Origin of the sequence: Bilifractor sp. LCP21S3_A7 (assembly GCF_052118825.1) — a bacterium.
Taxonomy (GTDB): domain Bacteria; phylum Bacillota; class Clostridia; order Lachnospirales; family Lachnospiraceae; genus Bilifractor.
Genome location: NZ_JBQKGL010000003.1, coordinates 52448 through 68512, shown reverse-complemented (window position 1 = coordinate 68512; position 16065 = coordinate 52448). Strand labels below are relative to the sequence as shown.

Sequence of the window (16065 nt, the reverse complement as noted above, 5' to 3'; positions counted from 1 at the left end):
TTTCAGGTCCAGAATACGACAAAATAAATTCCCCGTCAAGAAAAACGGGGAATTTGACAGAAATTTTATACTTTTTAGAATCAGATAATCATTCAATTGCGCCCGCGTTCTGCACCTTTTTGTCCTGATACAGAACTTCATCGGCGCGCTTCTTCACATCGATGATCTGCTCCCTCGGATCGGTGCACGAAGCATATCCGACAGAAACAGTAAGCGGAAAGGCAAACCGCCTCTCTTCGGAGATCTCTTTCAGATAACTGCGCAGCTCACGGGTGAGTGCTTCCAGATCGTGATCCTGAGGATCGACAAGAATGAACTCGTCCCCTCCGAACCGCCCGATGACAAGCCCCTCATACGCGATCTTCTTCAATGCATCCGCGATTGCCACGAGTGCCCGGTCACCTTCCATGTGTCCGAACCGGTCATTGATCTTCTTGAACTGATTGATGTCGATGAGGTAAATCCACAGCGGTCTCTCCTCAGAGCAATGCTCCCAGTTGTGCTCCAGATACTCATCCACCCGATAACGGTTGTTGATCCGGGTAAGGGCGTCCGTATAAATATTCGCGTTCTGCATATCGATCAGTACCTTAATGATGGACGGCAGAATACCCAGAATGATATACGGCACATACGAAATAAAAAAGCTGATCACTGCTCCCACCGCCGGATAGACGATGCATTCCAGTATAACCAGATACCGCTGACGTCGGATCCTGTACTTTTCCTGTGCCAGCTTGTACAGTGTATGGAAAAAAGCAAAGCCCAGATAGAAGCAGTCTGCTATACTGTTAATCACATACAGAGCCGATGAAACACGCGCCTCTCCCATGATACCGGTGACATTCAGCACATACCAAGCCGTGACAACGACCGTGACGAGATACGGAATCGAATACCAGATCCAGGTTCGGATATTCTGCATCGGAAATCCATCAATATAGAATTCCGCAAACCGGAACCAGCAGAAGGTGAACAAAGCGAGGATACCGGACTCGATATACTCCAGAACGACAACCAAGGTCAGAGAGTCCGTATAAAATGACACAAAAAGCCACAGGAAATCCGTGATAATATAAATAAAATAGACCCGGATGATTAACTTGAAAGCACCCGTCACGGACTCCCTGCCGAGATTTGACTGTACCCGACGGTAGACCTGTATCGCGATGATCAGGCACACTGCCAGGAAGGAGAAGTAAAAAGGCTCATACGCTTCCGCGAAATGATACTGCATCGAAATGTTCATGCATTCTCCACTGCCTCGCCTTCATCTCTGTCCGCGTCAGTCTTGCTGATCATTGAATGACCACTCACCACAGCTCCGATCATAAACAGCAGCGTGAGGCACCCAAAGCAGCCATGTACCTTTCGGATCGGCTTGCAGATTCCGGAAAAAAACGTCAACAGCATACATACCAGTGCAAGAATTCCAAATTGCTTGTGTTTCTCCATGAACAATACCTCCAGTGTAGAATGTACTGTATGCGATTGCGAATGCCTGTAGGATTGCGAGAGTGCGAAGCACGGAGCAATCCGCAGCTTATGCAGTATGTGGCACTATATATCGCACAGCGGTTACCGGCTGCAAGAATTATAACACAAATATCGATTAGATACACTGAACTTTTTGTGACCCGGCCTCAATCCTGACGCATCATATTACCGTTCACGCACCACCAGAACGGCTAAGCTTTTTTCTCTTTTCATGGTAAACTTCTTGGCAATGCCAATGATTATCTACGCCGGATCCCTCATCCGGCGGAAGACACGCCCGAAGAATTCCGCAGCGCATGATGAGATTTTTTCTCCTGATACATCAGATCATCGATGTGACGGAAAAACGGATCCACCCCCGGATAGGCATCCGGATCATAGAACGCGAATCCCGACGAAAAACACAGCTGCAGACCAGATGTCTGCCGCTGATTAAATTCATCACACCGCCGCTTTAATTCATTCAGCTTCCGCTCTGCCTGCTGTGTGTCCTTTTCGAAAGCAAGCACTATGAACTCATCGCCTCCGTAACGTCCGATTCTCGCTTCTCTCCCAAAAACATCCACAAGAAATTCGGATAAGGTAATCAAAGCTTCATCACCCGCCAGATGTCCATATTCATCATTGATCACCTTGAAGAAATCCAGATCAACAAAGTATACAGCAAACGGATGTTCCCGGCGATAATGGCTGCTCTGGTACTCCATCTCACGCATAAACCCTCTTCGGTTAAGCAGACCGGTCAGGTAGTCATCATCTATATTATGCGCCTGCACCTTCACAAATAACAGCAGACATGCCAGCACGGATCCCGCGTATTCATACGATGCACCTCCGACGAACACCTGCAGAAAGCCGGAAAACAGAATGATCATGGGAAACATAATGACAACAAGCGTATACTGCGTACGGATCTTCCTTCTGCGCAAAAAAATGTACAGAGAAATCACCGCACAGAAGATCATGTTTATCAGGCCCCTCAGGACAAACAGGCTGCCGTGCGTATGCGTGTGCGAAGCACCCGCAAAACAGTAAAACCATCTCAGATCGAGCGCTGCACTGACGGTCACTAATACAAAATTCAGACAGACATAGCCGATGACGATGCCATAGAAGACGCTTTCCACGTGATCCTTTTTTCCGGAAGTCCAGGAATCAATGTAGATCAGCGCAGCCAGATAGCCAACGGGATCAAAGGCAAAAATGAAATAAGTGCCTGCCTTTGAAATCATAAGTCCGAGATTTCCAGGCACATATGCCTTACTGAATGAATCAGCGATCAGAAGAATGAGAATGACACTCAGCATGAACACAAAGCTGCTGTCCTGGCGCGTGCCCGACTTCTTGCTCAGTGTCATTCCAAGCAGAACAATAGAAAGAATCGCCACATATGTATTTAAAACAAGCCAGCTCGGTACACTCATACTACTCTTCAACTCTCCCGATTGCGTTCACATGATCGCACTTTTGTGCCGGATACATATACTATTAGAGCGTTCACGATTTGACTAGACCAATTGTTACACGGAAGGCAGCCTTACCTGGCGTTATAACGTGAAATAAATCGGTCCGCTTAGTTCCTGAACAATCTGCTATGTACTGATGATATCACATTTTATACAAATCATCCACTGAGGATTCCGAATCTTCCCCTACTGAGAATCCCAAAGCCTCCCCTACTCTACCGCCTTGAGCGACTCGGCCATGTTGATACGGCGAATCTGCCGCCGCATCAGAACGTTCACGATCACCGCGAACAGCGAGGGCATGAACCTGTCCCTCTCCCTGACCATAGGTCTTATACACATGCTCAAATCGAATCAGTTCCATGGGCACCTCCATCTCAAAAAGCCTCAGTCACTCTGATCCATTCGTCATTTACAAGGAGGCGGCAGTTTTGAAAACGCCTGAATCAGCAGTCCCAAACGAATTTTCTGCCTTCGGTTGGCCCGGCATTCTTGATGCAGGAAAGGACCTTTTGGTCTTCCGAACCGGGAATCAGCAGAAGATTGAATTCTTTCCATTCAAAGCTTCCTTTTTGATCATCGGCGGTATGCAGCACACGGAAGTAATCGCGGCATACTCCATCCGGAGCCTTCCGCAACCGTTCAATCATCGTGTCAGGATCGGCAAAAGCCCAGTAACGTTCCCGATCCTCCGGAGAAATCATATGATGGCAAAAGTCCTCAAGCCCCTTGCGAAGCGGATCATGGTCCGTGCGGCCGCCTTCGATACCGAAATTGTTGAGCACAGTATCCGCAGTATCCTGTTCCGGGTTCAGAACATGGACATCATCAAACAACAGCATAATATCTGATACCGATTTGTAGAGTACTTCTCCGATCTTCTGCGTCCGTTCCTCGGTAATATTGACGATAGACAGGAGAAATACGCATCGATTGTCCTGTTTAACGATCATTTTTCCATCCAGACGAACAAAAAAAGAATTGTCCGATACATACAGGGAAGCCCGCCCGTCCACCTGGAGCATATGGCGGTAAAATTGCAGCAGTCTGGCATGAAGCGAAGTATTCCTGACATTCATGACAAATTCGGAATTTTCTCTGTGAACACGTCCGATACTGCGCAGCTGTTCCTTTTCATGCCTGTTGATATACAGATAACGAATATGATCATTTGTTATGTCATACTCCATGACCGCCCGCGGCACGTCGCTGTCAACCGCGCAGGCATCTGCCCGGTCATAGAAGTCCTTCCATTCGATCACTTCCGAAGGCATATTCATATGACGCAGAAATTCCAGTACCTCCTGCATATGCAGCGGCTTCGAAAAATAATATCCCTGCATCATGTCGCATCCGATCTCTTTCAGAAAGTGTGCCTGTTCTTCTGTCTCAACCCCTTCCGCAAGCGTCCGTATGCCCAGTTTCTTTGCCATGCTGACGGCACTTTTCATGATTTCCATGGAGGTATGTGTAAAGGACTTCAAAAAGCCCATATCCAGCTTAATCAGATCAAGCGTATAGTCATTCAGAAAGGTCAGGGAAGAATAGCCGCTCCCGAAATCATCCATCCAGATCGTAAATTCCTCGGCCCGAAGCTCTCTGACAACTGATGTCATCTTCTCCTTGTCCGTGACCAACAGACTCTCGGTAAGCTCCAGCACGATCAGATCGCGGCGAATATTGTACGTATCGCAAACCTTTTTCGCATATGCAGCCATATCCACGTGATCAAAATCCTGTCGTGACAGATTAACCGAAATCGGTCCGACAGCAAGCCCCGCGTCGATCCGGTTCCGCTGCAGCTTCGCCACTTTCTTCAGGATAAAGCAGTCTAATTTATAGATCAGTCCCTTCTGTTCCAGGATCGGCACAAAGGTACCCGGCATTATAAGGCCAAATACCGGATCTTCCCATCGGGCAAGCGCCTCGGCACCCGCAAAACTATTCGTTATTGTACGGATAATCGGCTGGAAATAAGGCGAGATCCATTCCTTCGCCAATGCCTCCTCCAGATGTGAAGCAATATACTGATCCATATCATGTGTATCCATATGTAAATATTCCTTTACGACTTTCACTCTCTGTCACGACAGACAGGCACCGGAAGACTGAGCCGCATTGTAACGAGATAAAACACGCTGCGCGAGTTTTATCTCGCTATCGCGACGCTCGCGTAAATCAAAACGATCATCGATCGCCTTGAAGCAGTCAATATCTTTCATCCCATGGCAGTCCATTTTTGAAAAATGCTTCCCTTTCATACGATTATCCCACATGAAAAGGGCTTATTTAATGATAAGTATATCACAATGACAGCAAGTAAAACATGCGACTTCACAACATCAAGCGTCAGCTAAATTCGTCAGATGCTGATCATTTACTGTTTACTATACCATTTACTACTTGTCAACCTTACAGAACGAGATAAAACACGCTGCGCGAGTTTTATCTCGCTATCGCGACGCTCGCCGCACACGAATACTTCGCATTCGGCTGCGGCTCACTGTTCGCGTAAAAAAACATCTGCTGCATTCTCTACAACAGATGTCAATTCCTTTTTCACTCGATTTCAATGTCATCCGGTACAGAAATTTCGTACTCCGGCGTGCCATCCACTCTTCTTCCTTCCACACGGATCGTACCGTAGGGCGTGTCATGTGTTACGACAAAGTGATTCACACTCTCTGGCATGTATGGCTGGATGCTTACTTTCTTGAAGCCCGGCGCCTTGATCTGGATGCCTCCGATTCCATTGAAAAACCACTCCTGGATATGACCCATCATGTCATGAGCATGGCTTCTCGGATTTTTCTCCCAGTACTCACCCAGTGTAGTCATGCCATCCAATACAAAGGCGTAGTAAGATGGATGATCCGGCTTAAGGATAAACTCTGCAATCACATCGTTGAGTCCTTCCTCTCTTGCTGTCTGGATGATATAGGGAAGTCCTATCTCGCCTGCTGCGAAGGAACCTTTTTCTTTCAAAGTCTCTTTGAAAACGTCCACCACATCGCCTTTCTTATCCTCCGGTACCATGCCCCAGTAAAGAGGCAGGGCCTCGCACGTCTGAGTTGTGACGAATGCGCCGGTCTTATTTTTCTCCTCCAGACTGAAGTATGCCCATCTGCCATCTGGTCCCTGGGCAAGAAGTCTGTCGTTGTAATTAGCTTTTACTTCTTCAGCAAATTTCTCGAGATCAGCCTGATCTTCCGTCTCTCCAAGTACCCGGGCGAATTCTGCCAGAGTCCTCGCATCCGCATAGAGGAAGGCTGTCTCAACATTTTCTCTGGCCAACTGTTCTTCCGGATTGCCCCAGTCGCCAAGTCCGTGTCTGATGAATCCCTCTTCCGTCATCTTTGTCTTCAAATGGTCCAGATACTTCAGCCCCGCCTCATAGTTATCCTCGATGACTTTCTGATCCCCATAAAACAGATAATGCCATCTGGCTCCCAGAATCAGGGCACTGCCCCATGGGATAATATCATAGAAGCTTCCCATTCCCGGTACAGGCAGTACATTCGGAATATAGCATGGACACTGGGACGGAACCAGCCCCTGACCCGGCTTGAACTTGTTGCCGGCGAAATCAAAAAAGTAGTCCTCTTCTGTATGCTGCCCTACTCTCATATCCAGGAGGAACTTCTCCCAGAGCTTTTTTCCATCCTTCATGAACATAATGGCAGCACCCATGAGATGATTAGTTTCCTGCCAGGCAAAACGCTCAATAGTCGGGCAGTCGGTATGGACACTGACCATATTTGCCTCGACAGTGCGCTCAATCATGTCGTAGATCTTATTGTAGCGATCGTCGTCACAGCAGAAAGTGCCAGCCTCCTTCCAGGCGCTTGTGATTGCGTGCCCCACCATGTTTTCGATCTGACATGTCTCAGGCATTTCTACCGCCATGTACATACCAGCGAAGTAAGCAAATTTCTGACGGAAATTCTCCCAGGTGTCATCCTTTCCCACCACATATGTGATTACGGTATCTACGGTCACCCAGTTCTTTGCCACCTGGTCCACATCCTTGTCCTCTCCCAACTTCTCTGCCGGGTAAAACCTGATTGTATCCCCCTTCTTTCCCTTTGCCCGGAAGCTTAGCATGCCGGATATGTTCTGGTGAAAGGTATAAATAGCCCGCCCATTAGCATGATGCATATATTCTGCAGGGTAGTCTTTAATGACTTTAATCGCCGGCTGGAACTGCTCCAGCAACCGGCCTGTCGGTTCCTCCTCCTCTGCAAGAATCTGAGCCTGCTCCCAGGCAATGTCATCAAATCCTGCCTCACTCCATCCCTCCTGGACAAGGGATGCGTCAAAAAATTCAGAACCATAGACGTTAGATCTTATCGTTGGATGCTTAGCCGTCTTAAAGGTGTCATCTGCGCAGATGGTCTCGTGTGAACCATCTGCATAGTCGATATCCAGCTTCATTGCAAAAACAAGTGCTTTACCATAGGCTTTATATGGATTTGGGTTTGGCGGCATGAACGACGGAAAGCCAAAGGTGTAGTCCAGATCGTCCTTGATGAACCATCCGTTGCCAACCTCTGCGCCGAGGACATTCTCCCCAACTTTGAAGGCATCTGTCAGATCAAAGCTCACATACTCGATCAGCTTGTCGTAAGCTGTCCAGCCCGGATCCAGCACATGATCTTCTATCTTCTTTCCATTGACATAGAAGACAAACTGTCCAAGGCCGCAGACCTTAGCCTCTGCACGGGTGATTTTTTTCGTAACTGTCAGTACCTTTCTTACATAAAAAGGATGCTCCGTGCCATTTGTAATCCAGTTGCCAAGTAAACGCATTCTTTCTTACTCCTTATGATCTTTACTGCTTCTTTCTGGTATCCAGGTCAATCACTATCTGCTCCGCGATCTCATCATACTTGTATGCGAATCGAATGATCAAAAAGATCACAACAAGAACGATGGCCGGTACCCATCCAAACAGGGCAATGATACCGTTGTTCGTTGCCGCGTTCTGAACTTCATTTGCTACGAAGCCTGTGAGGGCAAGAACCCAACCAACGCTGGCCAGAGCCAACCCGGAGCTGATCTTCTGGGAGAAGGATGTGATTGCAGCTCCCATTCCCTCAATTCTCTTATTGGTCTTCCACTCACCATAGTCGATACCATCTGCAAAAAGGGTGGATACCGGTACAGCAAGCAATCCTGTTACAATTCCGCCGATGATGGTGCCTGCGATCAAAAGCGGCACGCTCTGCAGTGTACCTGCAATGCCTCTGACTACAAAACCAATGATCTGGCCCAAAATACCGATATACATGGTTTTCTTTTTTCCAAACTTAGCCAGGCATGGACCCACGAACACCACAATACTCACAATGATCGGAACTACGCTGACCAGATTCAGAGATGTTGTCAGCATTGGATCATTCATAGTGTATGTATAAAAATAAGTCTGGGCTGCTGAGTTGACCTGAGTTACAAAGTTTACCAGAACCGTCATAACCAGGGCGATCAGCAGATATTTATTTGTGAAGAACAGCTTTACCTCTTCAGCGAAGCCAAGTTTTGATTCCTCGTTTGTGGTTGATTTTTCAACAGATGTTACATACTCTTTAGAGAAGCAGAAAGCATACAACAGGCCAAGGGTTGTGACGATGCCGTAGATGGTGAAGACGATTCTCCATGCCTTCACATCACCACCAAATCTGTAGATCAGAGGAAAAGTTGCAGACATTCCCAGAATGGTGCCGCCTAAGCCAAAAAACATTCCGAAGGCAGCCATAGCTCCACGCTGTTTCATATCCTGTGTCATAAGTGCCAACAGGGAAGACCGTGCGATTCCTGTGATTGTGAACATTACGGAAGAGAACAGGTTAAAGGTCAGGAATGCATAAATCAGCTGGGTCGTCTGCGACGCATTCTGTGGTATCCAGAAAATCAGGGCAGCTGCAAAACCGGTCGGTACAGCCAGCCAGAGAAGCCATGGTCTGGCTTTCCCCCACTTTGTTCTTGTCTTGTCAATCAGGACACCGGCAAGAATGTCTGTAATGCCATCAAACAATTTTGAAATGAAGAACATGGTCCCAACAGCGCCTGCCGCCATGCCGATATTATCGGTGTAGAACATGGTGAGAAAGGCTGCGAGAATGGAGTTGATTACCTCTGGGAAATCACCAAGTCCATAAGCCATCTTCTCGGAAAATCTCAGCTTTTTCGTTTCCATTTTTTGATATCCTTTCCTGACCGGTCCATTTTACCGGTCTTTATATTATTTGTTGAGTACAAAGATATCACCCAAACGGGACAAGAACGAGCCTCTTAGAAGACATGAAATAGTAACTTTTACGACATGCATTTTCCCATGTTCTTGCGTTTTACCATGAAACGGTGGTATAAATGTAATAGTTAGTTTTTGGGGGAATTTATCATGGACACCTTTATTCATACCCCTCTATCCGAGGCCGAAAAACGGCTGAAACGCCTTTGGATTGCCCATCCAGAACGGCATCTGGAACAGGTACACACAGAGGATGAAGTCCGGGATATACTGGATCAGGTTTTTACAGGAGACCTGTCACCGGCCAGAAAAAACCTGTCGACCAATATCGGTGAGCACACCTTTATTGAAAAAGATATGGATTGCAGCTTCGTAAAACATATGCGCTACACCCCTGCCTTCTGGCACAGGCATGAATTCTTTGAGCTCCTTATCGTGATCAACGGCACCTGTGAGAACATCCTGCCCAACGGGAGCTTCACCATGCATACAGGAGATATTTGCATCCATGCGCCGAGAACGAGTCATTCAGTAAGTGCCTTCTCGGACGATGCTGACCTAATGAACATTTTGATAAGAAAATCCACCTTCGAACGCTCATTTCTCTCCCTGATGGAAGGCGACACCATCTTGTCCACCTTTTTCCACCGCGTCTTCTATGAGCCGGAAGAGATTCCCTATCTGATGATTCATACCAACAAGGACGAGGAACTGGAGAATCTCGGAAGGGCAGCGTATTTGGAATTCTGCCAAAATAAGCGATACAAAAATCAGATGATAAATTCCTTGCTATCTGCTTTTTTCATTACCATTCTCAGACATCATGAAAAGGATATTGAGATTCCCAACGTACGGATGAAGTCGGCTGATGACAGCATCATGTTCATACTCCGCTATTTGCAGGCCAATTACACCACCATTACCCTGCATAGTCTGGCACAGTTCTTCAACTACAGTGATCGACAGATGCAGCGAATCATCTCTGATGCAACGGGCATGAGTTTTACGGAAAATATCCAGCAGCAGAAAATGGCTCGGGCAGCCCAGTTGCTCGGTGCAACCAAACACTCAATTGGAGAAATATGTGAGCTGATCGGCTTTGATTCCCCTAACAACTTCCGAAGGATTTTTCGAAAACACTACGGACTAACTCCCAGCGAATTCAGAAAACGGCATACCGGACCATGAGCCTTACGCTAAAATTCTTGCGTTATATATTTACTACGATCTGCCATACTGTTTTCCTCCATTCATGGCACGAAAAAAGCACCGGCCAGATGGTTCTTATATCCGGATGTTCCTTCTGAAATACTTCCGTATCCCTCACCATGACGATCCCCTCTGAGACGAACCGTGTATACAGCTCCCGTTATTCTGTTATCGGGATACTTTGCAATTCCTCCTTCAACGGGACCACATCTGATGCAGTCCATTCATAGGTTACGCTGACCGTTTCGTCATCCCGTTCCTCAAATAGCAAGGACAAAACAAACTTCGCTATCAATCAGATCAAAACCCTCATGGTATCGTTTCCGCAATTGATCCACCTGTTCCGGTATATCCGTTCTTATTTTATCCATGCTGATCTTTGCCTCCTGTTATTCATTCGCCCTGGTAGTCCCTGCGTTCCTTATATGACCTCTCCATAGTCATACTTTGGAGGAATATGGAAACCAGCCTGTGAGATTCACATACTTTGAAAATTCATTTAATTTATCCTAACTCAAGGAGGAACCACTATGGCACCTTCCGATCTTGCTAATATTGAATATTCCGAAAAAATCATCAGTGAAATCGCAGGTGATGATCTGACTCCGATAGGATTCATGGGAAGTGACCTTCGTGACAATATAAAGCTCTTTATCAATGACAGACATCTGGATGTAAAAAAAGATATTCATCAGATCCAGGAAGCTCTCGGAAAAAATCTGATTATTCGTCGAAAAACGGGAGGAGTCTGCATCCGAACATCGTTGACGCCATGTACCAGGGATGCACAAACAAATGAAGATATGTGTGCACATAATCCATGTTCAAATTTTTTTCAGTTCTACTACATGGCAGATTTATCCTATCTGGACTTTCAGACACTGCAGAAAACCTATGCGGAAAATCTTTCCAATGGACGTACAAGAGCTGCACAGAAGGAGCTTCAGAAAATCAAAGATCTTTTGCGTAGTAAGTTAGAGCCAGAGCTGGATGAATTAGACCGGGAAATAGCGTGTAAGGGAAAAGACCATGTAATAATACGCAATCCATCGCTGAGTACAATTATTGATAATGAAACAGAAATCAGGGAGGAAATTGCTCTATGGATAAAGAAGCGGTCAGATCGTTTCTAATCGCTCCTATATCTTTTACAGTAAACCTCATACGATAAGTCGTGTCACAAACTGTATAAGTCCCCGCGTCACTTCGCTGCTTCGCAGCTTCCGTGCCGCTAATGTTCTTGGCCCACTGGTGAGCAGGCTCCCCGTGGGCCAAGAACATTGCGACTGGACTTATACAATAAATTATTCGGAGACCATTTCCAGACGTTTTCTGATATATTTCCTCATTCCGGGATCGGTACAGTAAATATAGCATCCTTTCATTCCCCGGGTCATAAGCGTGCGATAAGTATTTTTTATGATTTCATCTGCACGATCGACTGCATCTTCCGGATGTTCTTTGTAAAGCTTCTTTATTCCCCGCAAAGACTGATCCGTTTTAGCTCTTTTTTTAAAATCAGTAACCACATGACCATTTTCATATCGGATATCATCTCCCATGATGACACCAACATAATCAAACTCCAGACCCTGCGTGGTATGGATACAGCCCGCCTCGTTAACAGAGTATTCACCGATAGCGAACGCCTCTCCGCCATCCAGATTCCAGCTAATTTCAAAATCTCCGATTTTAATGTCATGAAAATCAGTATCATTTCTTGTCTTCTTGGGCCAATCCCAGCAGTATCCAGCCAGGATTCTGGATCGATTATTCACCTTATTTTTCTCTAAAATGAGCTTTCTCATATCTTCCGGATTATCGAAAACCCTTACGTCATAACCGAGTCCATATAAATTATAATTCGCAGTCTCACGGATCTCGAGAAGATCATCAACCCATGCAAGATATCCATTTGATCCATTACATCTGAACTGGGAAAGAAGCTCCAGTTCTGTTACCTCTGATCCCTCTTCTTTTGCCCATTTCAAGATTTCGTCTACCGAACCAATATCAGACATAGTGACTCGTTGACTTTCATCAATAAAAAATACAGAGCATGCAGCCGCATGGATGATTTCTTTGATCTGATTTTCTCCCTTATTATGAAACATTCCGGATTTTTCACTTAACCGGTGTGCCTCATCTACAAGCAGTGTATGAATCTTATTATTGCCGACTTCTGTGTAAGTACCAGAGTTCTTAAACATATTATCAACGCTGCTTTTCTTGACTTTTCCTTTTAGCTTTGCAGCATAAACCTGTCTCGGGGCACTATTATGGGTAACATATTGAACAAATTGTCCTCTTTGGGTCAGTTCAGCCAATAACCTTACAGCAATTACACTCTTACCTGTTCCGGGACCACCTTTGCAGATAATGGTCCGTTTTTTATGATCTCGCTGGCACTTTGTTGATAGCTTTATGATTTCTTCATAAACAACACGCTGTTCATCGATCATGACAAATTCTTTATTGCCCTTAATCATAGAAGCAATAGAATCCTGAAGGCTTTTTGATGGTCTTATCGTTCCGCGATCAACCAGATAAAGAACCTTCTCTTTGTCTCCTGTTTTTACGCACTTTTTAATAAATGCTCTTAAATCAGGCACCTGCCCCTTTGTAAAAACCGGTGCTTCAGACGTATATGCGGCATACTGTCTATCATCGACGGGATCGTCATCCTTTCGGATATAATTATGAAGATAGGCACATGGTATAAGATGTACATTTTGATCCTGCACTGCAGAATTATAATCCGCTATTAATCGGGCATAGGACCAGGCCTGATACGAAGGATGAACCACCTTCCGTTCCGCATTTCCGGTATAAGTCTCAACAAGAGCATTACTATTGTACACTTTATTCAGCTTGCTCCATTGTTTTAATTCTATAATGACCATTCCAGGCCTTTTATTGATATCATATCCGGAAATCATAAAGTCAACTCTCTTTGCTGTCTGCGGGATATTATACTCAATGGCAATTCCTGCATCAGAAGGAATTTCAGGATCATTCATGACCTTATACATGTATTCCATCGAGTTAACCCATGACATCCTTTCATTAGCCACCGTATGTCTTCCCATCTTCTGTAAGATTAATTGTTCAATCTTGTCAGCGATAGTGTCATCCTCAACATTTTCCAGAAAGTCACTCTTTATGCCCTCGTAAACGATCATACTTTTCCCTTTCCAGACGATAAATATGCCGTATATTTATCCGATTTTCCATATGCTTTATCCACCGGATATTTTCTGTTGTTTGTATCAATCTTTTGTTTTACAATCTCAGATATATCAAATCCAAGATCATGCCCCATGAGCAGAGAATAAATCAGCACATCCGCAAGTTCTTCTTTGATCTTAGATACTTTCTTATCTGTATCAGCCTCAACATCTTCTCCAGACCATTGAAAAACCTCCAAAAGTTCTGCAGCTTCAAGAGATATTGAGATTGCCATATCTTTAGAATTATGAAACTTTTTCCAGTCTCTGGCATCTCTGAATGCTACAATTTCATCTGTTAGTTCTTTTATCGAATCGTTCATTTCGCTTTACCCATTCTGTTATGATCATATCTGAAATTTTTACCTTACGAAGTTCTTTAATCATATTATAATACCAGTTTTAATCCTTCAACAGTTGATGAACCTTCTTTTACCGTCACCAGAGAGAATCCTAATACTGATACAATCGCAGCAATGAATGAGTATTATAAGATGAAGGCTCATCCTGAGAAATATAAAAAATACTCTTCGTTTCGCATTGCAATGAACGATGTGCTGGAGGGCAACGATGCTTGATGTTGTTCTCTCCAACCGCTTCAAAAGAGACCACACTTCTGTGTGGCCACCTCTGGCAGTTCCGTCCTTTGCCATCTCTGCTCACTTCCTTTCGGGTATAAAAATAACGGGGCAATATACCCCGTTTGTTTTCGCTTTTTCTGCGCGGTTTTGGGCATCGGTCTTCTGTAGTAGCGTCTTTCAGTATCTTTAGCTCCCCCGGTCCCTCCTTATTCTTGTAATTGTGATAATATAATGACAGAATAATGATAAAAAAGGAGGAATCACTATGATCAACATTCGCCCTGTATCCGACCTCAGAAACAAGTTCCCGGAACTTGAAGAAACCGTCATGAAATCAAATTAACCTGTCTTTCTCACAAAAAACGGATATGGCACCATGGTTCTTTTAAGTATCGAACAGTACTCCGCTCTCACTGACGACACAGAACGTAAGCTTGACGAGGCCGATGCGGCAGCAGCGAAATCGGACAAACGATCCTCCTCAAACGAAGTCTTCAGCAGAGTAAGGAGCCGCGTCAGTGAAAAAGTATAAGCTGTCATTTCTTCCCCTTGAAGAGGATCTAAATGAAATCGTGGACTACATCTCAACTGATCTTCAGAACCATGATAAACCGGATGGGTATCTTCCTGTCCGGTCTTTTTATCAAATGCCAATATGCGCTCTGATCCTTTTACTTCAGTATACCATGAACGCCGGACATTGGCCTCTGAAAAATGAACAAGTGTAAGCAAAATCTGATGAGGGCAAAAAAGCGATGCAGGCATTCATCCCGCACCGCCGTCTATAAAAACTCAAAAAGCTCTCAGCCTTAAGTTTCTTTATATATCGTCTTTCCTTCCAATCCACTCGTTTCCTTATCCACTCTTGAACTGTTGTTGTCGTATTTGTATTTCGGAAGGTATACTTTCTTTTCTCCCTCCACATAATACCATTTTCCGGGGATGTTAAATGAATCCTTGATAGTTGCTGTCGGAAGGACAATGGTATTCAGGCTTGAAAGCGCATTCCAGTCTTCCAATTTGATTCTTGAAATACTGATGCCGGACAAATCAAGTCTCGTCACATTGGAATATCCATTGAACTGCCCCTCAAAATCCATACCTCTCCCCTGCCCGTTCCGACTGATGTCGTCAGGATACTCATTGTTTGCTTCAAAAGAAATGGTGGTTACCTTACTTTTTTCATCTTCTGATAACTGCTGCAGCGGTGTAACTGAATCCTTAAAAGACAATATTTTCAGGCCCGTTGGTTTAAAGATCAGGCTCTTTCCATCTTCGGACAGATAGGATCTAGCATTGTCTTTAACGTATTCAATATCATTCTTTGTCCAGCGCACCTCTCCTATCCCCGTGGAATCAACGGTAACCATAACAATGCCGGCCATCCCATTGCTTTTACCGGTGCCTTCTACACCTTCTTCCTTCATCGTAGATTTGCCGTAGACAGGTATCTGCTTTGCAGCTGCAAAATCCGACGTAACCTTGCCGCTGGATGCATCATAATAATACTCTACTTTTCCACTGGCTCCCGTGCTCAAATAATCCGCTGCCGCAGCAGCCTTCGCATTTCTGACATTAGACTGGTCTACTGCAAATCGTGATTTCTCCAGCTGACTGTTAAAGATCGGAATGGATATCGCGACAAGTACTCCGATTATGGCAACTACGATCAAAAGTTCCGCCAGTGTGAAGCCTTTTTTGTTCTTTGTCCACATGGGATCACACCTCCTATGATTACTGAAATCCCGAAACAAGCGGGCTGGATTGTCCGTTTATTCCGGGTCTCATCGGTGTCATTGGTACTGGTAGAGTCTCTACACCGCTCATTCAGTACC

At 45.2% G+C, this 16065-nt stretch carries 13 protein-coding genes and 1 pseudogene; 3 read left to right on the top strand and 11 right to left on the bottom strand.

Annotation, left to right across the window (positions count from 1 at the left end; translation table 11 throughout):
* Window positions 1–88: 88 nt before the first annotated feature.
* From ACTQ1O_RS03540 to ACTQ1O_RS03505, 8 genes are all read right to left on the bottom strand, one after another.
* The gene (locus ACTQ1O_RS03540; protein ID WP_441486133.1) at window positions 89–1249 is read right to left on the bottom strand and encodes a GGDEF domain-containing protein; all 1161 of its coding nucleotides are present in this window, start codon (window positions 1247–1249) and stop codon (window positions 89–91) included.
* Window positions 1246–1455 carry a DUF6219 family protein gene (locus ACTQ1O_RS03535; RefSeq protein WP_441474533.1) on the bottom strand — a complete coding sequence of 70 codons (210 nt, stop codon included), beginning with the start codon at window positions 1453–1455 and terminating at the stop codon, window positions 1246–1248. Before ACTQ1O_RS03535 ends, ACTQ1O_RS03540 begins: the two co-directional genes overlap by 4 nt.
* Window positions 1456–1754: 299 nt before the next feature.
* Window positions 1755–2921, bottom strand: a complete 1167-nt coding sequence (locus ACTQ1O_RS03530; RefSeq protein WP_441486132.1) for a GGDEF domain-containing protein — start codon at window positions 2919–2921, stop codon at window positions 1755–1757.
* 184 nt (window positions 2922–3105) lie between these two features.
* Complete coding sequence (locus tag ACTQ1O_RS03525; RefSeq protein WP_441486131.1) at window positions 3106–3327, bottom strand: hypothetical protein; 222 nt, start codon at window positions 3325–3327, stop codon at window positions 3106–3108.
* A gap of 82 nt (window positions 3328–3409) precedes the next feature.
* Window positions 3410–5014: an EAL domain-containing protein gene (locus tag ACTQ1O_RS03520; protein ID WP_441486130.1), complete on the bottom strand. Its 1605-nt coding sequence runs from the start codon at window positions 5012–5014 to the stop codon at window positions 3410–3412.
* A gap of 33 nt (window positions 5015–5047) precedes the next feature.
* The gene (locus ACTQ1O_RS03515) at window positions 5048–5224 is read right to left on the bottom strand and encodes a hypothetical protein (protein WP_441486129.1); all 177 of its coding nucleotides are present in this window, start codon (window positions 5222–5224) and stop codon (window positions 5048–5050) included.
* Between the two features lie 298 nt (window positions 5225–5522).
* The gene (locus tag ACTQ1O_RS03510) at window positions 5523–7772 is read right to left on the bottom strand and encodes a family 78 glycoside hydrolase catalytic domain (RefSeq protein ID WP_441486128.1); all 2250 of its coding nucleotides are present in this window, start codon (window positions 7770–7772) and stop codon (window positions 5523–5525) included.
* Window positions 7773–7794: 22 nt separating this feature from the next.
* Window positions 7795–9159, bottom strand: coding sequence for an MFS transporter (locus ACTQ1O_RS03505; protein ID WP_441486127.1), 1365 nt, complete (start codon window positions 9157–9159; stop codon window positions 7795–7797).
* Window positions 9160–9363: 204 nt separating this feature from the next.
* On the opposite strand from ACTQ1O_RS03505, the gene ACTQ1O_RS03500 reads away from it, so the two are divergent.
* Together ACTQ1O_RS03500 and ACTQ1O_RS03495 are read left to right on the top strand one after the other, a co-directional pair.
* Window positions 9364–10401, top strand: a complete 1038-nt coding sequence (locus ACTQ1O_RS03500) for a helix-turn-helix domain-containing protein (protein WP_441486126.1) — start codon at window positions 9364–9366, stop codon at window positions 10399–10401.
* Window positions 10402–10952: 551 nt separating this feature from the next.
* The gene (locus ACTQ1O_RS03495) at window positions 10953–11555 is read left to right on the top strand and encodes a hypothetical protein (protein ID WP_441486125.1); all 603 of its coding nucleotides are present in this window, start codon (window positions 10953–10955) and stop codon (window positions 11553–11555) included.
* A 171-nt stretch (window positions 11556–11726) separates the two neighbouring features.
* Here ACTQ1O_RS03495 and ACTQ1O_RS03490 read toward each other — a convergent pair whose 3' ends face one another.
* Window positions 11727–13604, bottom strand: a complete 1878-nt coding sequence (locus ACTQ1O_RS03490; RefSeq protein WP_441486124.1) for a DNA/RNA helicase domain-containing protein — start codon at window positions 13602–13604, stop codon at window positions 11727–11729.
* Window positions 13601–13972 (bottom strand): nucleotide pyrophosphohydrolase, encoded by a 372-nt coding sequence (locus ACTQ1O_RS03485; RefSeq protein ID WP_441486123.1) that lies wholly within the window; start codon window positions 13970–13972, stop codon window positions 13601–13603. Before ACTQ1O_RS03485 ends, ACTQ1O_RS03490 begins: the two co-directional genes overlap by 4 nt.
* A 523-nt stretch (window positions 13973–14495) precedes the next feature.
* Between ACTQ1O_RS03485 and ACTQ1O_RS03480 the strand changes: the two are divergent.
* Window positions 14496–14762, top strand: a pseudogene (locus tag ACTQ1O_RS03480) (type II toxin-antitoxin system Phd/YefM family antitoxin).
* 277 nt (window positions 14763–15039) lie between these two features.
* On the opposite strand, the gene ACTQ1O_RS03475 reads toward ACTQ1O_RS03480, so the two are convergent.
* A complete protein-coding gene (locus tag ACTQ1O_RS03475) occupies window positions 15040–15945 on the bottom strand; it encodes a type IV pilin protein (protein WP_441486122.1) in 906 nt (301 codons plus the stop codon).
* Window positions 15946–16065 lie beyond the last annotated feature (120 nt).